The sequence below is a fragment of the uncultured Microbacterium sp. genome (genome assembly GCF_964244775.1).
GTDB lineage: Bacteria > Actinomycetota > Actinomycetes > Actinomycetales > Microbacteriaceae > Microbacterium.
Genome location: NZ_CAXTJR010000007.1, coordinates 70,799 through 92,175 on the forward strand (window position 1 = coordinate 70,799; position 21,377 = coordinate 92,175).

Below are 21,377 nucleotides of genomic sequence, written 5' to 3' on the forward strand. Positions count from 1 at the left end.
GGGTCGATCCCCCTTTCTTCTACAGGAACACACGTGTCGTCAGCTTCCGCGCCCCGCACCTTCGAGGTGCGGCATGTGCAGCTCGCGCGCGCCGCTTTCGCGGCGATCGCGGCGATCATGATCACGTTCTCGCCCGACCACTCCGGAAACCTCGGGCTGGCCGTCTTCAGCGGGTTCGCGATCGCGACCGGCCTCGTGTTCCTGCTGGCCGCATGGCTCGTGCATCCCACCGGCGCCCGCTGGCCCGCAATGCTCCTCGGGATCATCGGGGTCGCCGCAGGCATGGTCGCCGGTGTCACCTCGCTGCGCTCGACGCTCATGTTCTTCGCCGTGGTGATCGCGTGGGCGATCGCGAGCGGGCTGGTTGAGACGATCGTCGGCGCCCGCACGCTGCACGCGCTGCGGCGCGACCCGGGCACGGATGCTGTGGCGCAGACCGATGCGTCCACTCCGAGCCGCGGCGAGGCCCGTGACTCCCTCACGATCGGGATCATCACCCTCGTGCTCGCCGCAGGCCTCCTGCTGGTCCCGGCGCAGTACGCCCTGAACTATCACATCGAAGCCGCGGGACAGACCTTCACCCTCACCGGCATCGTGATCGCGGTCGGAGTATTCGGCGGATACGCGGCGGTCGTCGCGGTCTACCTCGCGATCGCCGGATTCTCGCCCCGACGGCACGCGGCTGTCGCAGCGCCGACCGATGACACGACGGGAGGCGCCGCGTGACCGACGACAAGCCGACCAGGCGCGACCTGATGAAGCCCGTGCAGCTGCTGGGGCTGGCTTTCGGCGCCGCGCTGTTCGCCGCCGTCGTGACCCTGATCTCGATGGGCTTCTTCCAGCAGCGTCAGCCCGGTCAGTCCGAACGCGCGCTCGTGGTCGCCCTGATCGTGCTCGGCGTCACGTTCATCGTCGTGCTCGTGGGCGTCGCCCTGCTGCTGCTGGTGATCGATCCGGTGCAGGTCCAAAAGACGATCGATCGCCCGGTGCTGTACGACGATGAGGACGATGAACCGGATGCTGCGGCATCCGGTGATCCCGACCCTCGACCCTGACGCGGGTCGCGGTGCGGCGCTGGCGCGCCTACTCGATCACCGCCGCAGGGGCCGGGCAGAGTCAGCGGAAGTCGACGACCTGCGACGCGAGGCCGACATAGCCGGCCGGCGTAAGCGCGAGCAGACGCTGCTTGGCCGCATCCCCGATGTCGAGTCCCGAGACGAACTCCGCGAGCTCGGCGCCACCGACCCGGCGGCCGCGCGTGAGGTCTTTCAGCAGCGCGTAGGGGTCGGAGATCGACGAGCGCCCCGCCGCGATCTCGGCGCGCACAACGGTCTGGATCGCCTCGGCCAGCACCTCCCAGTTGGCCTCGAGATCAGCATTCAGCACCTGCTGCGCGAGAGAGATCTCGCCGAGTCCGCGCTGCAGATTGTCGAGCGCGAGCAGCGAGTGGCCGAGGGCGACACCGATGTTGCGCTGTGTGGTCGAGTCGGTGAGGTCTCGCTGCAGGCGCGAAGTGACGAGGGTCTGGGCCAGCGAGGTGAGGAGCGACCCCGAGATCTCGAGGTTGGCCTCGGCGTTCTCGAACCGGATCGGGTTGATCTTGTGCGGCATCGTCGATGACCCGGTGGCACCTTCGACGGGGATCTGCGAGAAGTACCCGAGCGAGATGTAGGTCCACACGTCGGTCGCGAGATTGTGCAGGATGCCGCCGGCATGCCGCACCCGGTCGTACAGCTCGACCTGCCAGTCGTGCGACTCGATCTGCGTCGTGACCGGGTTGAATCCGATCCCCAGACCCGCGATGAACGAGCCGGTCAGCTCGGGCCAGTCGACGTCGGGCTCGGCGGCGAGATGGGCAGACCAGGTTCCGGTGGCGCCGGAGAACTTCGCCAGGTATTCGGATGCTTCGACCTGCGCCGCGACACGCTCCAGGCGATGCGCGAACACCGCGATCTCTTTGCCCATGGTGGTGGGGGTTGCGGGCTGTCCGTGCGTGCGGGCGAGCATCGCGGCATCCCGGTGCTGCACCGCGATCGCGCGCAGCGTGTCGATCACCGTGCGGAGTCGAGGCAGCCACACGCGCGTCACCGCGCGCTGCACCGTGAGGGCGTAGGAGGCGGAGTTGATGTCTTCGCTGGTCGCGGCGAAATGCGTCAGCTCGGCGATCGCGTCGAGACCCAGTGCCGACAGCCGGTCGCGCACGAGGTACTCGACGGCCTTGACGTCGTGGCGGGTGACCGCTTCCTTCTCGGCGAGCCAGTCGATCTCGGGCTGGCCGAAGTCGCGGTATACCGCGCGCAGGCGCTCTTTGTCGGTATCGGCGAGCGGGCTCGTGCCGAACAGTGAGCGGTCGGTCAGCGCGATGAGCCACTCGACCTCGACCTCGACGCGCGCGCGGTTCAGTCCCGCCTCGGAGAGGTAGTCGCCGAGGTCTGCGACGGCGGCGCGATAGCGCCCGTCCAGGGGGCTGAGGGGCTGGGGGGAAAGAGTGGGCACGAGGCTCCCGTCGTGGACCTGCAGCGCCGGCTGACCGGCAGGTCAGGTCGTCGAGCGGATCGCGGGTTCGAGCTGCCGGAAGAGCGACCGGCTCGCACTCTCGATCATACCGAGCACATCGTCGAACATTCCGGGGCCGGCATAGTACGGGTCGGGCACATCGAGGGTGGTCGCGGCCGGATCGAACGACATCAGCAGCGCGATCTTGTCGGCATCGCCTTCGCCCCGCGCCCATCCGTGCAGGATCCGCTCGTGGCTGCGGTCGAGCGCCACCACGAGGTCGCTCTGGGCGAAGTCGGTGTGGGTGAACTGCCGTGCGCGGTGCCGGCTGCCGTCGTAGCCGCGCCGCTCGAGGGCCTCAAGTGTGCGCTGATCGGCTCGCTCCCCGACGTGCCAGTCGCCGGTGCCCGCGCTGGTCGAGGCGACGCGATCGCGCAGGCCGGCGGCACCGGCGAACGAACGGAAGACGACATCGGCCATGGGCGAGCGGCAGATGTTGCCCGTACAGACGAAGACGACGCGAAACGGCTCGTCGGCGCTCGCAGTCATGCTTCCATTCTGGTGCCGCGTGCCGGATGCGGTGTACGCGCCTTCGAGGCCGCGCTGTCGCCCCCCTCGAGCACCCCTCCCCAGCGCCGTCACGCGACGTGTTCTGCGCAACCTGCCCTCCGGCACGCTCGCCGCTCTCCTCGATCCGCGACGCTGGCTGACATGTCCGTGCAGCCGCGCTATCCGCCCGAGGTCGCCCACGCCGTGAGCACCCTCGAGCTGGCGGGTCGCACCATCTCGGACATCGTCGATCGTCTGGATGCCGCGCGGGCCGCGTCCGCCGACCTGCTGAACGCGACGGATTGGCAGACCGCGTCGGCGCGGCACTTCCATCGCCGGGCCGAAGCCTGGCAGGCAGACCTCGACGGGCTCCGCGACACCGCGCGTCTGCTGGAGGACGAAGTGGGCGCGGCACGTAGCCAGGCGCTCCTCGCCGCATGGTGGGCGGGCGTATGAGCGACGACCTCGACATCCGCAGCGGCGGGCTGGTCGCCGTCGACCCCGAGTCGCTGCGCGCCGCCGCCGAGAGGTATGAGCGGGCCGGCGGCGACCTCGCCCGGATCGAAGACCTGGTGCGGTCGGTCGTCATGCTGCTCGGTGGCATCGCCCCCGTCGCCTCCTCGGGCTTCGTCCCCGACAGCGGGTACACCGCGAGCGCGCTCGCGAATCGGACGGATGCGGCATCCGCCGCCGCGCGATCGCTCGCCGAGCGGCTGCGGTTCGCCGCGGCGGTGTACGAGATCGTGGAGCTGCGCACGACCGCCGGTTTCGACGGATCGGCCGGCGCCGCCCGGCAGGCCGAGATCTCGGCCCGGATCAGCGCGCTGAGCGGTGCGTACCCGTGGGCGGGAGCGCTCGCGACGATGCGCGAAGGGGGTTGGCGCGTGGCGTGGCCGATCGACCTCGCCGTGCAGGGCATCGGCGCGTGGCCGGTGCACGCGCTGGCCGGCGGGGCGCCGTTCATGCCGGCGGCCACCCTCGCGCTCGGGCTGGGCGTCGCGGCGGCCGGGGCGGGCACGATCCCCTCCGGTGCACGCCTGACGCCGGCATCCACCCATGCGCGAGTGACTGCGCTCGCCCCTCCTGCGCCCGCCGCCGCCCCCGCGAGTCTCGCCGAGGTCGCCGCACGCATTCCCGGCGGCTCGAGCTCGGCCCGCGTGCGGGTCGAGCGCTACACGATGGCCGACGGCTCGCGGCAGTTCGCTGTCTACGTGGCCGGCACGCAGGCGATCGCCGCGGGCTCTCGCGACCCGTTCGACATGACCTCGAACGTCGAGCTGTACACCGGCAAGGAGTCGGCGTCGTACGAAGCCACAGTGAAGGCCCTGCAACGGGCCGGGGCTGAGCCGGGCGATGTCGTGCACGCATTCGGGCACTCGCAGGGCGCGATGATCACCGCGCACCTCGCGCTCGAGGGCGGCTACGACACGAGCACCCTCGTGTCGTTCGGCTCGCCGGTCGAGGCCGACGTCGGTGCGGAAACGCTCAGCGTCTCGCTGCGCCACACCGACGACCCGGTCGCGTTCCTCGAGGGCGGCGGCAACCCTCAGGGCGTCGGCGGTCCCGGCAGCTTCGTCGCCGAGCGGCTCGCCGATCCTGCCCTGGGCCCGCACGACGTGACCCTTCCGGCCCACGGGATCGCGGGCTACACCGAGACGGCGAGGATGCTGGATGCCTCGGCCGATCCACGGATGGCACCGGTGCGCGAGCTGTTCGATCAGCTGGGGGCCGCGGCATCCGTCGACGTCGTCGAATACTCCGCGACACGAGTCGCGACCGGGTTCAGCGCTTCCGGCGGGGGCGAAGGATGAGGCCGAAGATCCAGTTGATGATCGAGATGATGATCGCGGCCAGAACGCCCCACCAGAAGTCCTCGACGCGCAGGCCCCAGTTCCAGAAGCCCGTGATCCACGCCGTGAGCCACAGCAGGAACGCGTTGATGATGAGCGAGATCAGCCCCAGCGTGAGCACGTAGAGCGGGAACGCCAGGATCTTGATCACCGTGCCGATGATCGTGTTCACAAGCGCGAAGATGGCCGCGACGATCAGCAGGGTCAGCACCAGTTGCAGCGTCTCGCCCGGGGGGAAGGCGATGACCGAGACCTGGAGGGCGGGGATCAGGGTCACGACCCAGATCGCGAATGCGTTGACGACGACGCGGATGAGGAAGCCCATAGTGAGGTCAGTCTGCCACGCGGGGGCCGAGATGATCACGGATCGCTCGGGCGATCGCCTGGAGTTCGGCCTTGCTCTGGGCGACGTCCAGCACGAGATCGAAGGCTTCGTCGTTCGTGAAGGTGACTCGGTATCCGTTGATCCGCAGGAAGGCGAAGGTCAGGTAGAGCGAGAGGCGCTTGTTGCCGTCGAAGAGGGCGTGATTCTGTGCGAGCGACGAGAACACCGCCGCCGCTTTCAGCTCGAGCGTCGCGTAGGCGTCTTGCCCGAACATGCTGGCCGATGCCCGCGCCAGCGCGGACTGGAGCAAGCCGTCGTCTCGCACGTGGAAGCCGAGTCGTGCGATGACCGCGTGGGCCTGTTCCGGCTCGATGTATTCGATCGTCTCCCCCATGTCAGGCGTCCTCGAGCCTCGTCAAAGCGTCCGAGTAGCGATCACCCACTTCATCGATCGCCGAAAGCACGCGAGCGGTCTTGGACTGGCTGGAGACGAACCTGTCGGTGGCCTCGATGATGAGGGCATGCTTCGACGTCCGTCGCTCAGCGGCGAGGGCGTCGAGCCGCGCATCGAGTTCAGCGGGAATGCGAAGGGTCATAGCCATACCACAATGGTATCGAGGTACCACTTCGGTATCAACGTGGAAGCCGCGTCGGAGCCCCGCCGCTCGTAGACTCGGGCGGGTGACCGAGTCGCCCGATCGTTCCTCCCGTGCCGACGCCCCCGTCCGCATCCGCCCCGAGATCGCCGCTCTGCCGCCCTATCGGCAGGGCAAGCAGGCCACCGGCGATGCCTACAAGCTGTCGAGCAACGAGAACCCCTTCGATCCGCTGCCGAGCGTGCTGGTCGCGCTGCAGGGTGCGATCGCACTCAATCGGTACCCGGATGCCACGGCCGGCCGCCTGCGCCAGCGTCTGAGTGCGCGATTCGGCGTCTCGCCCGACGAGGTCCACATCGGTGCCGGAAGCGTCTCGATCCTCGCGCAGCTCATCCTCGCCGCGGCCGGTCCCGGCGACGAGGTGATCTACGCCTGGCGGTCGTTCGAGGCCTACCCGGGGCTTGTGCTGATCGCCGGCGCGGTTCCCGTAGAGGTGCCCCTTGATGCCGACGCCCGCCACGACCTGCCCGCGATGGCCGCGGCGGTCACCGAGCGCACGCGTGTGATCATCGTCTGCACCCCGAACAACCCGACCGGACCCATCGTGACCCACGCCGAGTTCGAGGAGTTCCTCGCGGCGGTCCCCCGCGACATCCTCGTGATCCTCGACGAGGCGTACGCCGAATTCGTCACGGCGAGCGACGCCGTCGACGGGATGCGGGTGCTCGGCACCTCCGGTCACGACAACGTGGTCGCGCTCCGCACCTTCTCCAAGGCGTTCGGACTCGCGGGGCTGCGGATCGGATATGCGATCGGGCACCCCCGGATCCTCGATGCTGCGCGCACCACCAGCATCCCGCTGTCCGTGACGGCGCAGGCCGAAGAGGCGGCGCTCGCGAGCCTCTCCGCCGAGTCGGAGCTGCTCGAGCGTGTGCGCGTGATCGCAGGGCGTCGCGATCGGCTCGCCGAGGGGCTTCGCGAGGTCGGCTGGCGCGTGCCCGATGCGCAAGGCAACTTCGTCTGGCTCGCGACGGGAGCCGAGACGGCGGCCGCCGCCGAGCTGTTCGAGGCCGACGGGCTCATCGTCCGGCCGTTCGCCGGCGACGGCCTGCGTATATCCGTGGGCGAGCATGAGTCTGTGGAGAAGATCCTACGGATCGCGGCATCCGTTGTCCGGACTCTCCCAGAAGGTCATGCGGGGCGAGGGTAGCGTGGAACGGTGACGTCGCTACAAGGAGCCGGGCTCGACGATCCCCGACTCGTACGGGTATTGGCCGCCGACGGTTCGCTGGCGCCGACGCCGGCCGCCGAACCCTACCTCGCGCTCGTGGACGCGCTGACGGATGCCGACCTCGAAGGCTTCTATCGCGACATGGCCGTGATCCGCGCGTTCGACCGCGAGGCGACCAATCTGCAGAGGCAGGGCCAGCTGGCGCTGTGGCCGCCGAGCTTCGGCCAGGAGGCCGCGCAGGTCGGCTCGGCGCGCGCGGCGCGGCCGCAGGACCACCTGTTCCCCTCGTATCGCGAGCACGTCGTGTGCATGATCCGCGGCGTCGACCTCGTCGACATCATCCGCGTGATGCGCGGGCTGACGCACGGGGGGTGGGATCCTTTCGACCCGAAGAACGGCAACACGCACATCTACACCCTCGTCCTGGGTGCGCACACGCTGCACGCGACCGGCCTCGCGATGGGAATCGCGTTCGACGGCAGGAGCGGCACGGGCGACCCCGAGCGCGACGAAGCCGTCATCGTCTACTACGGCGACGGCGCTTCCAGTGAGGGCGATGTCCACGAGTCGATGGTGTTCGCGGCGAGTTACCAGACGCCCGAGGTGTTCTTCCTGCAGAACAACCAGTGGGCGATCTCGGTGCCGGTCTCGACCCAGTCGCGCTCGCCGCTCTACCGGCGCGGCGAGGGAATCGGCATCCCGAGCGTGCAGGTCGACGGCAACGATGTGATCGCCAGCTACGCCGTCTCGAAGGTCGCCCTCGATGAGGCGCGCGCCGGGGGCGGACCCCGCGCGATCGAGGCGATGACCTACCGGATGGGCGCGCACACCACCAGCGACGATCCGACGAAGTACCGCAGCAGCGCCGAAGAGGAGTCGTGGGCGCGACGCGACCCGATCGAGCGGATGCGGGTGTTCCTGCGCGGCCGCGGAGCCTCCGACGCCTTCTTCGCCGACGTCGAGGAGCAGTCGCGGGCGCTCGCCGACGATGTGCGCACCCGGACGATGAGCCTGGGCGGCCTTCCAGCCGGTCAGATCTTCCAGAACGTGTACTCCGATCCGCATCCGCTCGTCGAGGCCGAGCGCGAGTGGCTCGCGGGGTACGAGGCATCCTTCGAGGAGGGGGCCTCATGAGCGGCGAGGAATCCAGCGCGATCTCGACCATGCCGTTCAGCCGGGCGCTCAACGCCGGGCTGCGCAGGGCACTGGAAGACTCGGACCGCGTCATCCTGATGGGTGAGGACATCGGGCTCCTCGGCGGCGTGTTCCGCGTCACCGAAGGCCTGCAGGCCGACTTCGGCGCACGACGGGTGCTCGACACCCCGCTGGCCGAATCCGGCATCATCGGGACGGCGATCGGCCTGGCGATGGGCGGCTTCCGCCCGGTGTGCGAGATCCAATTCGACGGATTCGTCTATCCCGGCTTCGACCAGATCACCTCGCAGCTGGCGAAGCTCACGTATCGCCACGAGGGGGCGCTGCAGATGCCCGTCGTGATCCGCATCCCTTACGGCGGCCACATCGGGGCGATCGAGCACCACCAGGAGAGCCCCGAGGCCTACTTCACGCATACGCCCGGTCTGCGCGTGGTCAGCCCGTCGACGCCGAACGACGCGTACTGGATGATCCAGGAGGCGATCGGCTCGAACGACCCGGTGATCTTCCTCGAGCCCAAGAGCCGCTACTGGCAGAAGGGCGAGGTGGATGCTTCGGCCCCCGCCCTCCCGCTGCATGCGAGCCGCATCGTCCGGCGCGGCACCGACGTGACTCTCGTCGCGCACGGTGCGATGGTGGCCACAGTGCTGCAGGCCGCCGCGCTCGCCGAGTCGGAGGGCACGAGCTGCGAGGTCATCGACCTGCGCTCGTTGTCGCCCGTCGACTACGGCCCGATCCTCGACTCGGTGCGGCGCACCGGGCGCATGGTCTACGCGCAGGAGGCGCCGGGATTCACCTCTCTCGGCAGCGAGGTCGCCGCGACGGTCATGGAGCGCGCGTTCTACGCACTCGAGGCGCCCGTGCTGCGCGTCTCGGGGTTCGACACACCGTTCCCTCCGGCCAAGCTCGAGGGACTGTATCTGCCCGACGCCGACCGCATCCTCGAAGCCGTCGACCGCGCGCTGGCTTACTGATTGGACAAGCGATGAGCACCCAGACGTTCCATCTGCCCGATGTGGGTGAGGGGCTGACCGAGGCCGAGATCGTCGCGTGGCACGTCGCCCCCGGCGACACAGTGGGGATCAACGACGTCCTGGTCGAGATCGAGACGGCCAAATCGCTCGTCGAGCTGCCCTCCCCCTTCGAGGGAGTCGTCGGCGAGCTGCTGGTGGGTGAGGGCGACACCGTGGATGTGGGCGCCGCGATCATCACGATCGCCGGGACCGGTACCGTCACCGATGTGCCGTCCGCCCCGCTCGAGGCCGAAGAGACCGGCGGTGCGGTGCTCGTCGGCTACGGGAGCGCGGGGCATGTCCAGTCGCGCCGGCGCAAGCCGGCAGCCGACGCGGTGGTCCGAGCATCCGTCGGCGTCGCGGCCAAGCCGCCCATCCGCAAGCTCGCCCGCGACCTCGACGTCGACCTCGCCGATGTCACGCCCACGGGCGCGGCAGGCGAGATCACCCGAGACGATGTCGTGGGGCACGCGTCGCAGGCCAGCGTCTTCCGCAACATCGAGACGCCCGAATGGGGTGCCGTGCGGGAGGAGACGATCCCCGTCGCTCCGGCCGCCGTCACGACCCCGCGACCCCAGGCGCCCGTGCCCGTTCCGGCGGCAGGGGAGCGCGAAGAGACGATCCCGGTCAAGGGTGTGCGCAAGGCGACCGCGTCGGGGATGGTCCGAAGCGCCTACACCGCGCCGCACGTGTCGGTGTGGACCGACGTCGACGCGTCGCGCACGATGGAGCTCGTCAAGCGGCTGAAGGCCTCGCCCGACTTCGCCGACACCAAGGTCTCGCCGTTGCTGATCATGGCCAGGGCCGTCATCTGGGCCGTGCGCCGCACGCCCATGGTCAATGCCGCCTGGATCGACGCCGAGAACGGCGCCGAGATCCGCGTGCGCCACTACGTCAACCTCGGGATCGCCGCCGCCACCCCCCGAGGACTGCTCGTCCCGAACATCAAGGACGCGCAAGACCTCAACATGCAAGGCCTCGCGCGCGCGCTCGAGAAGCTCACGATCACGGCACGCGAAGGCAAGACCACGCCCGCCGATCAGTCCGGCGGCACGATCACGATCACCAACATCGGGGTCTTCGGGATGGATGCCGGTACCCCGATCATCAACCCCGGCGAGGTCGGCATCGTCGCGCTGGGTACGATCCGCCAGAAGCCGTGGGTCGTCGACGGCGAGGTGCGCCCTCGCTGGGTGACCACCGTGTCGGGCTCGTTCGATCACCGCGTGGTGGACGGCGACGGGGTGTCGCGGTTCATCGCCGACATCGCATCGATCCTCGAGGAGCCGGCTCTCCTGCTCGACTGAGCCTCGTCGACCACCGTCTGAGACATGCGCAGGGTCTCGCTGTCGTCCATCGTGGTTTGAGAATGATTATCAGTAGCTGTACGCTGGCGGGATGACCCGACGTCTTCCTCTGCTGCTCGGCGTGGCCGCAGCATCCGCTCTCCTGCTCGCCGGCTGCGCCGGAACCGCCACCGGCTCGTCCGCGTCGTCTTCGGATGACGGCAAGCTCAACGTGGTCGCCTCGACCAACGTCTATGGCGAGATCCTCGACGAGATCGGCGGTGACGACATCGACGTCACCTCGATCATCTCGTCGGCATCGCAGGATCCGCACGAGTTCGAGGCCAGCGCGAAAGACCAGCTGACCGTGAAGAACGCTGACCTCATCGTGCAGAACGGCGGCGGTTACGACTCGTTCATCCAGTCGCTCATCACCTCGTCGGGGTCCACGGCCCCGGTCATCGTCGGCGCCGCCGCAGAGTCGGACTATCCCGGCGAAGACAACCTCGAGGGATTCAACGAGCACGTCTGGTACGACCAGGAGGCCATGTCGGTCGTGGCCGACGAGATCGCCGACGAGCTCACGAAGCTCGACCCCGATCACGCCGATGACTTCAGCACCAGAGTCGCTGCGTTCAAGAGCAGGCTCTCCGAGCTTCGCGACTCGCTCGGTGCGATCGCGGCCGATCACACAGGTGAGAAGGTCTTCGTGACCGAGCCGGTGCCGCTTTACCTGACCACCGCCGCCGGCATCCAGAACGCGACGCCACCGGAGTTCAGCGAAGCGGTCGAAGAGGGCCAGGATGTGCCCCCGGCCACGCTGCTCGAATCACTGAACCTCGTGAAGAACAAAGACGTGCAGGTCGTCATCGTCAATGCCCAGACCGGCGGCGCCGAGACGACTCAGATCATCGATGCGGCCAAGGCCGCCGGGGTGCCGGTGCTCGAATTCTCGGAAACCCTCCCCGAAGGACAGACTTACATCTCGTGGATGCAGGCGAACGTCAAAGAACTCGGAGACGCACTGAAGCAGTGACCTCCCGAGCGAATCCCCTCGAAATCTCGGGCGCGGCGCTTCGGCGTGGCGCCCGAGAGCTCTGGAGCGGCCTCGACCTCACCGTGGCGCCCGGGGAGCTCATCGCGGTTCTCGGGCCGAGCGGTGCAGGCAAGACCACGCTGCTGCGGGCGATCCTCGGGCTGGAGAGGCTCAGCGCCGGCACCATCACGGCGCTGGGGTCTGAAGTCAACTCGGCCGGAAACCGGAACATCGGCTACATCCCGCAACAGCGACCGCTGCCGCGGGATGCGGCGCTGCGCGGGCGAGACCTCGTCTCGCTCGGCGTCGACGGACACCGCTTCGGGTTGCCCATTCCTCGCCGCGGAGACAAGAAGCGCATCGACGCCCTCATCGACGCGGTGGGCGCGCGTGACTTCGCCGATCGCCCGGTGGGGCTGCTGTCGGGCGGCGAGCAGCAGCGGCTGCGCGCGGGCCAAGCGCTCGCCGACAACCCCCGACTGCTGCTGTGCGATGAGCCGCTCACGAGCCTCGACCTGGCGAACCAGCGCGCGGTCGTCGGCCTGATCGACACGCACCGGCGGAAGTCGGATGCGGGAGTTCTGCTGGTGACGCACGACATCAATCCGGTGCTCGGCAGCGTGGACCGCATCCTCTATCTCGCCAACGGCACCTTCTCGCTCGGCACCCCCGACGAAGTGCTCAACTCGGCGGTGCTGACGGCGCTGTACGGCGTGCCGGTGTCGGTGCTACGCGCCAGCGGTCAACTCGTCGTCGTTGGCGCCCCCGACGCCGAAGCGGCGCACCATCACCACGACGAGGTTCCCGAGTGAACTGGTCGGATGTCGCCGACGCGATGTTCGGCGGGCTGAGCGACTACGGCGAGATCCTCGGACTGGTGTCGAACTCGGTGGTGGCCGGGGCCGTGCTCGGTCTGGTCGGAGGCCTCGTCGGGGTGTTCGTCATGCAGCGCGACATGGCGTTCGCCGTGCACGGCATCAGCGAACTCTCGTTCGCGGGCGCGGCGGCGGCGCTGCTGCTCGGCGTGGATGTCGTCACCGGCTCGGTCGTCGGTTCGCTGGTCGCGGCGGGGCTGATCGGCTGGCTCGGCGCCCGCGCTCGCGATCGCAACTCGATCATCGGCGTGCTGATGCCGTTCGGCCTCGGCCTCGGCATCCTGTTCCTCTCGCTCTACAACGGGCGCAGCGCCAATCGGTTCAGTCTGCTGACCGGGCAGATCGTGTCGGTGCAGAACACCCAGCTCGGTCTGCTGATCGCCATCGCCGTGGTGGTGCTGCTGGGCATCCTGCTCATCTGGCGCCCGCTGCGATTCGATTCGCTCGACCCGCAGTCCGCCGCAGCGCGCGGTGTGCCCACGACCGCGGTGTCGCTGGCCTTCATGATCCTGCTCGGCCTCATCGTCGCCGTCAGCGTGCACATCATCGGTGCGCTGCTGGTGATGTCGCTGCTCGTGACGCCGGCCGCGGCCGCCATGCGCGTGGTGTCCGGCCCGCTCTCGGTGCCGGTGCTGGCAGCGGTGTTCGGCTTCGTGTCGGCGGTGGGCGGCATCCTGCTCGCGATCATGGGCACTCTGCCGGTGAGCCCGTACATCACGACCATCTCGTTCGTCATCTACCTCGTCTGCAGACTGGTCGGCGCGCGGCGCGACCGGGTGTCGCGCGCGGACTGACCAGGCAGGATGCTCCGGCCGGCACAGCCAGCCCACGCACAGGACGCCTCGTTATAATCGCCGCCATGACTCAGCGCAACACGTGGCAGCGCGATCGCGTCCGCGAAGCGCTGGCCGAATCGCGCGGATTCGTGAGCGCCCAGAGTCTGCACGCCACGCTGCGTGACGAGAATACGGGCATCGGCCTGGCCACCGTCTATCGAGCCCTGGCGGGCCTCGCCTCGCAGGGCGAAGCCGATTCGCTGCAGAGCCCCGAGGGCGAGAGCCTCTACCGCGCGTGCGCGAGCCCCGGCCACCACCATCACCTGATCTGCCGGTCGTGCGGGTTGACCGTCGAGATCGAGGCGACGGCTGTCGAGCAGTGGGCCCGCAGCACCGCGGCGACGCACGGCTTCATCGAGGCCGAGCACGTGGTCGACATCTTTGGGCTGTGCTCGTCTTGCGCGAAGGCACGCGAGAGCGCGTGAGCCTGCGCAGTACCGCAGCCGGGCCGGTGCAGACGTCGGCACCCCCACCCGGCCGCAGCCCGGTCGCGCGCGCCGCGGTCTGGCTCGCAGTCGGGGTCGCATTCGTCGTCGCGCTCTTCCTCGTCGACGCGCTCGCGCCGACCTTCTACCCGGCATCCCTTCCCACGAGAGCTCAGGACGGGCTCACCCTCGCGATCAGCGTGCTCATCGAGTCGCTGCCGTTCGTGGTGCTCGGCGTCGTCCTTTCGATCGTCGTCCAGGTGTGGGTTCCGCCCGGTGTGATCGAGCGATGGATGCCGCGGCGAGCGTGGGCGCGCCGCGCCGTGCTGTCGCTGTTCGGCATGGTGATCCCGGTATGCGAATGCGGGAATGTACCGTTCGCCCGAGGCCTGCTGATGCGCGGCTTCTCGGTCCCCGAGACACTCACCTTCCTCGTGGCCGCGCCGATCGTGAACCCGATCGTCATCATCACGACCCACCAGGCGTTCGGCTGGAGCGACGGCATCCTGATCGCCCGCCTCGTCGGCGGCTACCTCATCGCCAACCTGATCGGCTGGCTGTACAGCCGCCACCCCGACCCCGACTCGCTGCTGACCGAGCGCTTCCTCGAGACGCGCGAGATCGTGACGCAGGAATCCGGCGGCCGCGGCCGCCGCAGCCTCGCGCAGTTCATCGTCGAGTTGCGGTCGGTGATGCCGGCTCTCGTGATCGGTTCGGCGATCGCGGGAGCGGTGCAGGTGCTCATCCCCCGCGACACGCTGCTGGCGATCGGCTCGAACCCTGCCCTGTCGATCGTCGCGATGATGGCGCTCGCGATGGTGGTCTCGATCTGCTCCAACGTCGACTCGTTCTTCGCCCTGTCGTTCGCGTCGACGTTCACGCCGGGCTCGATCGTCGCGTTCCTGCTCGTGGGCCCGCTCGTCGACGTCAAGATGCTCGCCCTGCTGCGCACGACATTCCGCACACCGGTGCTCGTCGGCATGGTCGTCGTCGTCGTGCTCTCGGCGTTCGCCATCGGAACGGTGGTGAATCTCCTTGCGTGAGATGAGCAGACTCGGAACGCGGTGGCTGGGCGTGGGCCTCGCCTCATGCCTGGCGGTCGTGACGTTGTCTCTCACGCTCACCGGCCGTCTCGCGCTCTACATCAACCCCGATTCGACGTGGTTCGCCGCCGGGATGTCCGTGCTCGTGCTCGTCGGCGCGGTGCTGTCGTTCCTGCTGCCGCTCGGCGCCGAGGCCGACCACGGCCATGATCACGGTGCCGGCGAGATCCACGACCACCACCATCCGGTCGCTGAGCCCGTCGACGAGCGACCTTTCACCCCGCGCGGAGGCCGCAACTGGGCCGAGCGGGCAGGCATCGGCGTCACCGTGGTCGGCGGGGTCGCAGCATCCGCCGTCGTCCTCTCGATCCTCCTGCTGCCGCCGGCCTCGCTGTCGGCCGAGCTCGCGATGTCGCGCGACGTCGGTGCCCCTCCGCTGTTCGCCGGAGCGGATGCTGTCGCCCTCGCCTCCACCGGAGACACCTCGTCGTTCGGGATCGGCGCATGGGCGAGCGCATTCGCGACCTCGACGAACCCCGACGCGTTCGACGGCGACACCGTGACGCTCACCGGGTTCGCCACCCCCGCGACAGGCGGCACCGGCTTCCAGCTCACCCGCCTGGTGATCACGCACTGCGTGATCGACGCGCAGACGGCGAGCGTGCCGATCGCGGCAGACGGATCGCCGCCCGAGACCGGCCAGTGGGTCACCGTGACCGGAACCGTGCGCACGAACCCCGACGGGAAGCTGGAGATCAGCCCCACCTCGGTCGCCTCGACGCCGGAGCCGCAGGACCCGTATGAGTACTGACGGGATGCCGCAGTCCACCCGTCGTGCGCGCACCCATCGTCGGCGCGGCCGGGCGTTCGCCGTCGGATTCGCCCTGGTCGTGGGCGTGCTGTCGGTGGTCAGCCTGGCCGGCGCCGCGGGCATCATGGCGCAGGGTCCACGGATCACCGACGTCCAGATCGATCCGACCGCGGCGGTGCAGGCGTCGGGCTCGCGGTTGATCCTCACGACTACCCAGTCGCTCACGCCGGTCGATGCGAGCCAGGTCACGGTCACTCCGGCGACGCCGTTCACCGTCGACACCTCGGGGCGCAGTGTCGGCGTGCGCTTCGTGCTGCCGCTGCATGATGCGACCGACTACACGGTCACGATCGCCGGTCTCGAGGGGATCGGCGGCGGGCCGACCGGATCGGTGACCGAGACGTTCTCCACGCCGCCGGTCGACATCTACGTGCTGCGGCGAGCGGCGCAGGGCGACACGATCTTCCGCACCGACCTCGCCGGGGTCACCGCCGTTCCGGTGTTCTCGCATCCGCACATCGAAGACTTCCGCGCGACCACGAACCACCTCGTCGTCTCGGTCCGCACCGGCGACGGCACCGCCGCGGGCGGGAAGGCGGCGCTGATCGTGACCGATCCGGACGGCGGGGCGCAGCGCGAGTTGCCGTTGCCCGGCGATGGATTCGTCACCAATCTGCAGAGCGCCGATCGCGGCGAGTTGATCGGGTACACCTATTCGGATGCTTCGCTCAACGCCACCTCCGGGCGCGAGAGTGCACTCTTCACTGCGTCGCTCAAGAACTCCGCGGCCTCCGACGCCCCCACTCCTGTGGCCGTGGCGGGTGGCGACGTGCGCGTCTCGGAGTGGCGGTTCGTGCCCGACACCTCCAGCATCCTGCTCCTCGCGTTCGACGGCAGATTGCTGCTGACCGATTCGTCAGGCGCAGACCCGGTGTCGCTCGGCAACGCGATGAGTATCGACGGCATCGCCCGCGGGTCGTCGCAGGCCGTCGTCCTCCGCCCCGACGGTCGTCACGTCGTCAACCTGACCGACGGCACCGAGACGCCCTTCGTCGACCCTGCGGTCGACCTCGGACGAGTCGCGGCGGTCACCCCGCTGCCGGGCTCGGATGCCGGGACGGTGCAGATCATCAACAAGATCGAGAACGCCGTCACGGTGCTGGGCACCAGCGTCGCCGTGGTCGCCGCCGACGGCACCACCACTCCGGTGTTCTCCTCACCGCCCGAAGATTCCGTGATCCAGACCTGCGTGTCGCCGAGCGGCCGGTACGTCGCGATCCTGGTCGCGCCGAAGATCGTCGGCAACAGGTTCGACACGTATCAGCTGCCGCTCCCTGCCCGCATGGACACCCACATCGTCGACCTGTCCACGGGGGCCGAGACCGTGAACGTGACCGGATTCGATGCGTCGTGGTGCCAGATCCCGCCCAAATGAGCCCGCCGGAGCTGCGTCCCGCGACGCGCGCCGACCTGATCGGGCTGCCCGTCGAGGTTGCCCCTCGGCTGCTGGGTGCGCACCTGACCGTCCGAAGCGGCGGTGATGTCGTGACCGTTCGGCTGACCGAGGTCGAGGCCTATCACGGCCTCGGCACGGGTCCGGTCCCCGATCCCGGCTCGCACGCGCGCAGCGGACCGACCGCGCGCAATGCCACCATGTGGGGCGAACCGGGTCACCTCTACGTCTACCTCAGCCACGGCATTTATTCCTGCGTGAATGTCGTGTCCGGCCCGGACGGCACGGCGGGCGGAATCCTGCTGCGGGCGGGCGAGATCGTCGTCGGTCGGGATGCTGCGCTCCGCCATCGCCTCGAGCGTGGGGGTGTCGTGCGCAGCGATCGCGACCTGGCACGGGGCCCTGGCCGGTTCGGCGATGCGATCGGGCTGCGGCATCCCCTCCACGACGGGATCGATGCCATCTCGGGCGCCGAGTGGCACGGCGCGACCGCCCGGCTCGAACTGCGCAGCTCCCCCCTTGCCGACGTCGTCGCCGGTCCGCGCGTCGGAGTGGCGGGAGTCGCGGGGACGGATGCTTTCCCCTGGCGCTTCTGGATCGCGGACGACCCGACGGTCTCACCCTTCCGGTGGGGGCGCGGGGCCGGACCGTCGTGAGCGCCGGGCTCCGGCATCCGTCCGTCACCCGGCGCGAGACGCGGCCCGTGCTAGACTGACTCTTTGTCTGCGCGCCTTCCACGCGAGCAGTTCGCCCCCACACTCCTCTCGGTCCTCCACAGGGCCGCGTCATGGTGTGCGGGACAGACAAGGGATCTTGGGTGAGGCCGTCCGGTCTCACGGTATTGAAGGAGAAATCACTATGGCAGCAGTGTGCCAGGTGACTGGAGCTGTTCCCGGCTTCGGTCACTCGATCAGCCACTCGCACCGCCGGACGAAGCGTCGCTTCGACCCGAACGTGCAGAAGAAGACGTACTTCGTGCCGTCGCTGGGCCGCAACATCAAGCTCAACGTCTCGGCCAAGGGCATCAAGGTCATCGACGCCCGCGGAATCGAGTCCGTCGTCAAAGACCTCATCGCGAAGGGTGTGAAGCTCTAATGGCGAAGAAGGCCCAGGACATCCGTCCGATCATCAAGCTGCGTTCGACCGCCGGCACGGGGTACACCTACGTGACGCGCAAGAACCGCCGCAACAACCCCGACCGCATCGTGCTGAAGAAGTACGACCCGGTCATCCGCAAGCACGTCGACTTCCGAGAGGAGCGCTGATCCATGGCCAAGAAGAGCAAGATCGCGCGCAACGAGCAGCGCAAGGTGGTCGTCGACCGCTACGCCGCGAAGCGCGCCGAACTGAAGAAGGCGCTCATCGCCCCGAACTCGACCGACGAAGAGCGTGAAGCCGCTCGCGTCGGTCTGCAGAAGCTGCCGCGCAACGCGTCGCCGGTGCGTCTGCGTTCGCGCGACGTCATCGACGGTCGCCCCCGCGGTGTCCTCACGAAGTTCGGCATCTCGCGTGTCCGCTTCCGTGACATGGCACACCGCGGCGAGCTGCCCGGCGTGACCAAGTCGAGCTGGTAGCCCACCCGCACCACGCGAAAGGCCCGCAGATCCTCGGATCTGCGGGCCTTTCGCGCTCTCGCCCACGCGCCACACCGATTCTCGAGGGGATGAAGAGTGCGTGTGCCCGATGGTCAGCACCAGCCACAGGGGCACCACCAATCACACGAAACACGACGACACGCCGGTCGAATCGCCCGCGGCGGCCGGAAATCCGCGTATTTCCGCGGATTCTGGCTATAGTCGAGGGCGGTCGATCCGACCAGCCGGAAGGCAGACGCCGTCCGGTCCGAGCAATGAAAAGGCGGCGCTTGCCGCCTTGGAGGACAACCCCATGGCTGACAAGTCCATCACCAAGACCGAGCTCGTCGCGAGCATCGCCAGCGCCACCGGTCAGAGCCAGGCTGCTGTGTCGGGCGTGCTCGACTCCCTCTTCTCCACCGTGTCCGAGGCCGTCGCCAAGGGCAGCAAGGTGTCGATCCCGGGCTGGATCGCTTTCGAGCAGGTCGCGACGTCGGCTCGCACGGGCCGCAACCCGCAGACGGGCGCCGAGATCAAGATCCCCGCGGGCAAGCGCGTCAAGGTCACGGCCGGCTCGAAGCTGAAGGCTGCCGTCAAGTAGACGCGACTCGGTTCGACCCTCGAGAGGGGGGATGCTGCGGCATCCCCCCTTCTCGTTGGTCCGAGCGAGGCGGTCGTTGAGCGACGAGCGCAGCGAGGAGACGGAACGCACCGGCTCCGATCGTGAACGTAGGCTGGAACGATGACCCTCACGCCCACTCAGCGCGGCGCTCAAGCGCCGAGCCGAGCCCCGGCGCCTGGGGTCCCCGCCCGCGCGCTCCGCGTGGCCGGCCCCGCGATCCTCATCGTGGTCGCGCTCGTCGCGCTGCTGTGCGGGCTCGCGTTCGGCGGCGGCGCCGTGCCGCTCGTGATCGGCGACCCCGGCGTGGTCGTCCGGTGGGGGCTTCCCATCGCCACGCTCGCGGTGAATCTCAGCGCCGCCGGGATGGTCGGGTCGCTCGTGCTCGCCCTGTTCGCACTGCGCGCCGGCGAGCAGGAGTTCGACACGGCGCTGGATGTGGCATCCATCTCCGCCGCCCTGTTCACCATCGCCGCGGGCGTCACCGGATTCCTCACATTCCTCAACGTGATCCCGGCGGCAGTCAGCCCTGACGCCGCGTTCGGTCAGCAGCTCGGGCGCTTCCTGGTCGACGTCGAGACGGGTCGGGGCTGGCTCATCACGACGATCGCCGGAGCCGGCCTGACCGTCCTCACGTTCGCGGTGCGATCGTGGACGGCCACGCTGTTCGTGGCGATCCTCGCCGTCGCCGCAGTCGTGCCGATGGGCACGCTCGGCCACTCGGGCGAGGAGTCGAACCACACCACGGCCGTGATGACGCTCGTCCTGCACATGATCGCCGCGGCGGTGTGGCTGGGCGGGCTCATCCTGCTCGTCGCGATCCGACCGCTGCTGACCATCGAGCGGATGCAGGCCGTGCTGCTGAGGTACTCCAGCATCGCGCTGGGCGCATTCGTCGTGGTCGCCGTCTCCGGCACCGTGCGCGCCGCAATCGGCGTGGGCACGTGGGAGGCCCTCTTCTCGTCGCCCTACGGCGCACTGGTGCTCGTGAAGGCCTCGGCGCTGATCGCGATCGGCGTGCTCGGTGCGATCTACCGTCGCTTCCTGATCGCACGGATGGGGGATGCTGCGCCCACCGCACCACCGACAGCGACGACGTCACCGAGTGGCAGCGCATCGCGTCTGTTCTGGTGGCTCATCGCGCTCGAGCTCGCGTTCATGGGCGTCGCCAGCGGCACGGCCGCGGCCCTCGCTCGCACACCGCCGCCGACGGGCGGCGCTCTTCCCGAGCAGACACCCGCCGTCATCCTCACCGGCTCGGCGATGCCTCCCGAGCTCACCCTCGCGCGCTGGTTCACGTCGTGGGACGTCGACATGCTCTGGGCGTTCGTCGTCGGGTTCGGCCTGTTCTTCTACCTCGCAGGCGTATGGCGCATGCATCGCCGAGGCGACCGGTGGCCGCTCTACCGCACCGTCTTCTGGGTGCTCGGGATGCTGCTGCTTCTGTGGGTCACGAGCGGCCCGGTGAACGCCTACCAGGACTACCTGTTCAGTGTGCACATGGTCGGACACATGCTCCTGACCATGGCGATCCCGCTCCTGCTGGTGTCGGGGGCGCCGGTCACGCTCGCCGCCCGTGCGATCCGCAAGCGCGACGACGGATCGCGCGGGGGCAGGGAGTGGATCCTCTGGGCGGTGCAGTCGCCCCTGGCCAAAGTGCTGACGAATCCGTTCGTCGCGGCGGGGCTGTTCATCGGGTCGCTCTGGGTGTTCTACTTCACCGATCTGTTCCGCTGGTCGCTGTACGATCACATCGGTCACGAGTGGATGGTCGCCCACTTCCTCATCACCGGGTACCTGTTCGTGCTGACGCTGATCGGCATCGACCCCGTCCCCTACCGTCTGCCGTACGCGGGCAGGCTCGTGGTGCTCATCGGCATCATGGCGATGCACGCGTTCTTCGGCATCGCGATCATGATGCAGTCCGGCCTGATGGTGTCCGAGTGGTTCGGGGCATTGGGGCGAACGTGGGGCGCGACTCCGCTCGAGGATCAATACATCGGCGGCGGCGTGGCGTGGTCGATCGGCGAGCTGCCGACCCTGATCCTCGCGATCGTCGTCGCGATCCAGTGGAGCCGCAACGACGACAGGGCGCAGAAGCGTCGCGACCGTCAGGTCGACCGCTCGGGCGACTCCGAACTCGACGCCTACAACGCCAGACTCGCGGCGCTGGCCGAGCACGACGCGCGGGCCGGCCGCTGACG

The 21,377-nt window shown here is 69.0% G+C and carries 26 protein-coding genes; 21 read left to right on the top strand and 5 right to left on the bottom strand.

Features of this window, described 5'->3' with window-relative positions:
• Positions 1-33: 33 nt before the first annotated feature.
• A complete protein-coding gene (locus ACFE6Z_RS12380) occupies positions 34-726 on the top strand; it encodes an acyl-CoA synthetase (protein WP_375385992.1) in 693 nt (230 codons plus the stop codon).
• Complete coding sequence (locus ACFE6Z_RS12385; RefSeq protein ID WP_375385993.1) at positions 723-1,055, top strand: amino acid transporter; 333 nt, start codon at positions 723-725, stop codon at positions 1,053-1,055. The genes ACFE6Z_RS12380 and ACFE6Z_RS12385 overlap by 4 nt, the downstream gene beginning before the upstream one ends.
• 61 nt (positions 1,056-1,116) lie before the next feature.
• Here the strand turns inward: ACFE6Z_RS12385 and purB are convergent, their stop codons facing one another.
• Together purB and ACFE6Z_RS12395 are read right to left on the bottom strand one after the other, a co-directional pair.
• Positions 1,117-2,496: an adenylosuccinate lyase gene (purB, locus tag ACFE6Z_RS12390; protein WP_375385994.1), complete on the bottom strand. Its 1,380-nt coding sequence runs from the start codon at positions 2,494-2,496 to the stop codon at positions 1,117-1,119.
• A 42-nt stretch (positions 2,497-2,538) separates the two neighbouring features.
• Positions 2,539-3,045: a low molecular weight protein-tyrosine-phosphatase gene (locus tag ACFE6Z_RS12395; RefSeq protein WP_375385995.1), complete on the bottom strand. Its 507-nt coding sequence runs from the start codon at positions 3,043-3,045 to the stop codon at positions 2,539-2,541.
• 162 nt (positions 3,046-3,207) lie between these two features.
• Between ACFE6Z_RS12395 and ACFE6Z_RS12400 the strand changes: the two genes are divergently transcribed.
• Positions 3,208-3,501, top strand: coding sequence for a hypothetical protein (locus ACFE6Z_RS12400; protein ID WP_375385996.1), 294 nt, complete (start codon positions 3,208-3,210; stop codon positions 3,499-3,501).
• Positions 3,498-4,856 carry a hypothetical protein gene (locus tag ACFE6Z_RS12405; RefSeq protein WP_375385997.1) on the top strand — a complete coding sequence of 453 codons (1,359 nt, stop codon included), beginning with the start codon at positions 3,498-3,500 and terminating at the stop codon, positions 4,854-4,856. The genes ACFE6Z_RS12400 and ACFE6Z_RS12405 overlap by 4 nt, the downstream gene beginning before the upstream one ends.
• On the opposite strand, the gene ACFE6Z_RS12410 is transcribed toward ACFE6Z_RS12405, so the two are convergent.
• From ACFE6Z_RS12410 to ACFE6Z_RS12420, 3 genes are read right to left on the bottom strand one after another with little or no spacing between them, the layout of a single operon-like run.
• Positions 4,828-5,220 (bottom strand): phage holin family protein, encoded by a 393-nt coding sequence (locus ACFE6Z_RS12410; RefSeq protein WP_375385998.1) that lies wholly within the window; start codon positions 5,218-5,220, stop codon positions 4,828-4,830. The two genes, ACFE6Z_RS12405 and ACFE6Z_RS12410, sit on opposite strands and share 29 nt — an antisense overlap.
• A gap of 7 nt (positions 5,221-5,227) precedes the next feature.
• Positions 5,228-5,614: a type II toxin-antitoxin system death-on-curing family toxin gene (locus ACFE6Z_RS12415; protein WP_375385999.1), complete on the bottom strand. Its 387-nt coding sequence runs from the start codon at positions 5,612-5,614 to the stop codon at positions 5,228-5,230.
• Between the two features lies 1 nt (position 5,615).
• On the bottom strand, positions 5,616-5,822 hold the full coding sequence (locus tag ACFE6Z_RS12420; RefSeq protein WP_375386000.1) for a ribbon-helix-helix protein, CopG family: 207 nt from the start codon (positions 5,820-5,822) through the stop codon (positions 5,616-5,618).
• A 79-nt stretch (positions 5,823-5,901) separates the two neighbouring features.
• Between ACFE6Z_RS12420 and ACFE6Z_RS12425 the strand changes: the two genes are divergently transcribed.
• The 17 genes from ACFE6Z_RS12425 (at position 5,902) to ACFE6Z_RS12505 (ending at position 21,375) form a co-directional block, all read left to right on the top strand.
• Complete coding sequence (locus tag ACFE6Z_RS12425) at positions 5,902-7,026, top strand: histidinol-phosphate transaminase (RefSeq protein ID WP_375386001.1); 1,125 nt, start codon at positions 5,902-5,904, stop codon at positions 7,024-7,026.
• Positions 7,027-7,035: 9 nt separating this feature from the next.
• On the top strand, positions 7,036-8,181 hold the full coding sequence (locus ACFE6Z_RS12430) for a thiamine pyrophosphate-dependent dehydrogenase E1 component subunit alpha (protein WP_375386002.1): 1,146 nt from the start codon (positions 7,036-7,038) through the stop codon (positions 8,179-8,181).
• On the top strand, positions 8,178-9,176 hold the full coding sequence (locus tag ACFE6Z_RS12435; RefSeq protein WP_375386003.1) for an alpha-ketoacid dehydrogenase subunit beta: 999 nt from the start codon (positions 8,178-8,180) through the stop codon (positions 9,174-9,176). The genes ACFE6Z_RS12430 and ACFE6Z_RS12435 overlap by 4 nt, the downstream gene beginning before the upstream one ends.
• Positions 9,177-9,187: 11 nt before the next feature.
• On the top strand, positions 9,188-10,522 hold the full coding sequence (locus ACFE6Z_RS12440) for a dihydrolipoamide acetyltransferase family protein (protein ID WP_375386004.1): 1,335 nt from the start codon (positions 9,188-9,190) through the stop codon (positions 10,520-10,522).
• 91 nt (positions 10,523-10,613) lie between these two features.
• On the top strand, positions 10,614-11,537 hold the full coding sequence (locus ACFE6Z_RS12445; protein WP_375386005.1) for a metal ABC transporter solute-binding protein, Zn/Mn family: 924 nt from the start codon (positions 10,614-10,616) through the stop codon (positions 11,535-11,537).
• Positions 11,534-12,349, top strand: coding sequence for a metal ABC transporter ATP-binding protein (locus tag ACFE6Z_RS12450; RefSeq protein WP_375386006.1), 816 nt, complete (start codon positions 11,534-11,536; stop codon positions 12,347-12,349). The genes ACFE6Z_RS12445 and ACFE6Z_RS12450 overlap by 4 nt, the downstream gene beginning before the upstream one ends.
• Before the next feature lie 23 nt (positions 12,350-12,372).
• Positions 12,373-13,206, top strand: coding sequence for a metal ABC transporter permease (locus tag ACFE6Z_RS12455; protein WP_375386066.1), 834 nt, complete (start codon positions 12,373-12,375; stop codon positions 13,204-13,206).
• A gap of 65 nt (positions 13,207-13,271) precedes the next feature.
• Positions 13,272-13,673, top strand: coding sequence for a Fur family transcriptional regulator (locus ACFE6Z_RS12460; RefSeq protein WP_375386007.1), 402 nt, complete (start codon positions 13,272-13,274; stop codon positions 13,671-13,673).
• Positions 13,670-14,716 (top strand): permease, encoded by a 1,047-nt coding sequence (locus ACFE6Z_RS12465; protein ID WP_375386008.1) that lies wholly within the window; start codon positions 13,670-13,672, stop codon positions 14,714-14,716. The genes ACFE6Z_RS12460 and ACFE6Z_RS12465 overlap by 4 nt, the downstream gene beginning before the upstream one ends.
• A gap of 1 nt (position 14,717) precedes the next feature.
• A complete protein-coding gene (locus tag ACFE6Z_RS12470) occupies positions 14,718-15,527 on the top strand; it encodes a DUF1980 domain-containing protein (RefSeq protein WP_375386009.1) in 810 nt (269 codons plus the stop codon).
• Complete coding sequence (locus ACFE6Z_RS12475; RefSeq protein ID WP_375386010.1) at positions 15,517-16,962, top strand: hypothetical protein; 1,446 nt, start codon at positions 15,517-15,519, stop codon at positions 16,960-16,962. Before ACFE6Z_RS12470 ends, ACFE6Z_RS12475 begins: the two co-directional genes overlap by 11 nt.
• Complete coding sequence (locus tag ACFE6Z_RS12480; RefSeq protein ID WP_375386011.1) at positions 16,959-17,636, top strand: DNA-3-methyladenine glycosylase; 678 nt, start codon at positions 16,959-16,961, stop codon at positions 17,634-17,636. Before ACFE6Z_RS12475 ends, ACFE6Z_RS12480 begins: the two co-directional genes overlap by 4 nt.
• 202 nt (positions 17,637-17,838) lie before the next feature.
• Entirely contained in the window at positions 17,839-18,075 is a 237-nt protein-coding gene (gene rpmB / locus ACFE6Z_RS12485; protein WP_036301133.1) for a 50S ribosomal protein L28, read from the top strand.
• Positions 18,075-18,245, top strand: coding sequence for a 50S ribosomal protein L33 (rpmG, locus tag ACFE6Z_RS12490; protein WP_150449444.1), 171 nt, complete (start codon positions 18,075-18,077; stop codon positions 18,243-18,245). The genes rpmB and rpmG overlap by 1 nt, the downstream gene beginning before the upstream one ends.
• Before the next feature lie 3 nt (positions 18,246-18,248).
• Complete coding sequence (rpsN, locus tag ACFE6Z_RS12495) at positions 18,249-18,554, top strand: 30S ribosomal protein S14 (protein WP_375386012.1); 306 nt, start codon at positions 18,249-18,251, stop codon at positions 18,552-18,554.
• A gap of 313 nt (positions 18,555-18,867) precedes the next feature.
• Positions 18,868-19,155: an HU family DNA-binding protein gene (locus tag ACFE6Z_RS12500; RefSeq protein ID WP_150449442.1), complete on the top strand. Its 288-nt coding sequence runs from the start codon at positions 18,868-18,870 to the stop codon at positions 19,153-19,155.
• A 141-nt stretch (positions 19,156-19,296) separates the two neighbouring features.
• Positions 19,297-21,375, top strand: coding sequence for a cytochrome c oxidase assembly protein (locus tag ACFE6Z_RS12505; protein ID WP_375386013.1), 2,079 nt, complete (start codon positions 19,297-19,299; stop codon positions 21,373-21,375).
• Positions 21,376-21,377 lie beyond the last annotated feature (2 nt).

Bases quoted from the DNA above. Each gene is read 5' to 3' on its own strand.
- ACFE6Z_RS12455 (WP_375386066.1), top strand. From the start codon at position 12,373: ATGTTCGGCGGGCTGAGCGACTACGGCGAGATCCTCGGACTGGTGTCG.
- ACFE6Z_RS12420 (WP_375386000.1), bottom strand. From the start codon at position 5,822: ATGGCTATGACCCTTCGCATTCCCGCTGAACTCGATGCGCGGCTCGAC.
- ACFE6Z_RS12440 (WP_375386004.1), top strand. From the start codon at position 9,188: ATGAGCACCCAGACGTTCCATCTGCCCGATGTGGGTGAGGGGCTGACC.
- rpmB (WP_036301133.1), top strand. From the start codon at position 17,839: ATGGCAGCAGTGTGCCAGGTGACTGGAGCTGTTCCCGGCTTCGGTCAC.
- ACFE6Z_RS12395 (WP_375385995.1), bottom strand. From the start codon at position 3,045: ATGACTGCGAGCGCCGACGAGCCGTTTCGCGTCGTCTTCGTCTGTACG.
- ACFE6Z_RS12460 (WP_375386007.1), top strand. From the start codon at position 13,272: ATGACTCAGCGCAACACGTGGCAGCGCGATCGCGTCCGCGAAGCGCTG.
- ACFE6Z_RS12410 (WP_375385998.1), bottom strand. From the start codon at position 5,220: ATGGGCTTCCTCATCCGCGTCGTCGTCAACGCATTCGCGATCTGGGTC.
- ACFE6Z_RS12475 (WP_375386010.1), top strand. From the start codon at position 15,517: ATGAGTACTGACGGGATGCCGCAGTCCACCCGTCGTGCGCGCACCCAT.
- rpmG (WP_150449444.1), top strand. From the start codon at position 18,075: ATGGCGAAGAAGGCCCAGGACATCCGTCCGATCATCAAGCTGCGTTCG.
- ACFE6Z_RS12480 (WP_375386011.1), top strand. From the start codon at position 16,959: ATGAGCCCGCCGGAGCTGCGTCCCGCGACGCGCGCCGACCTGATCGGG.
- ACFE6Z_RS12400 (WP_375385996.1), top strand. From the start codon at position 3,208: ATGTCCGTGCAGCCGCGCTATCCGCCCGAGGTCGCCCACGCCGTGAGC.
- ACFE6Z_RS12500 (WP_150449442.1), top strand. From the start codon at position 18,868: ATGGCTGACAAGTCCATCACCAAGACCGAGCTCGTCGCGAGCATCGCC.
- ACFE6Z_RS12405 (WP_375385997.1), top strand. From the start codon at position 3,498: ATGAGCGACGACCTCGACATCCGCAGCGGCGGGCTGGTCGCCGTCGAC.
- ACFE6Z_RS12435 (WP_375386003.1), top strand. From the start codon at position 8,178: ATGAGCGGCGAGGAATCCAGCGCGATCTCGACCATGCCGTTCAGCCGG.
- ACFE6Z_RS12415 (WP_375385999.1), bottom strand. From the start codon at position 5,614: ATGGGGGAGACGATCGAATACATCGAGCCGGAACAGGCCCACGCGGTC.
- rpsN (WP_375386012.1), top strand. From the start codon at position 18,249: ATGGCCAAGAAGAGCAAGATCGCGCGCAACGAGCAGCGCAAGGTGGTC.
- ACFE6Z_RS12505 (WP_375386013.1), top strand. From the start codon at position 19,297: ATGACCCTCACGCCCACTCAGCGCGGCGCTCAAGCGCCGAGCCGAGCC.
- ACFE6Z_RS12470 (WP_375386009.1), top strand. From the start codon at position 14,718: ATGAGCAGACTCGGAACGCGGTGGCTGGGCGTGGGCCTCGCCTCATGC.
- ACFE6Z_RS12445 (WP_375386005.1), top strand. From the start codon at position 10,614: ATGACCCGACGTCTTCCTCTGCTGCTCGGCGTGGCCGCAGCATCCGCT.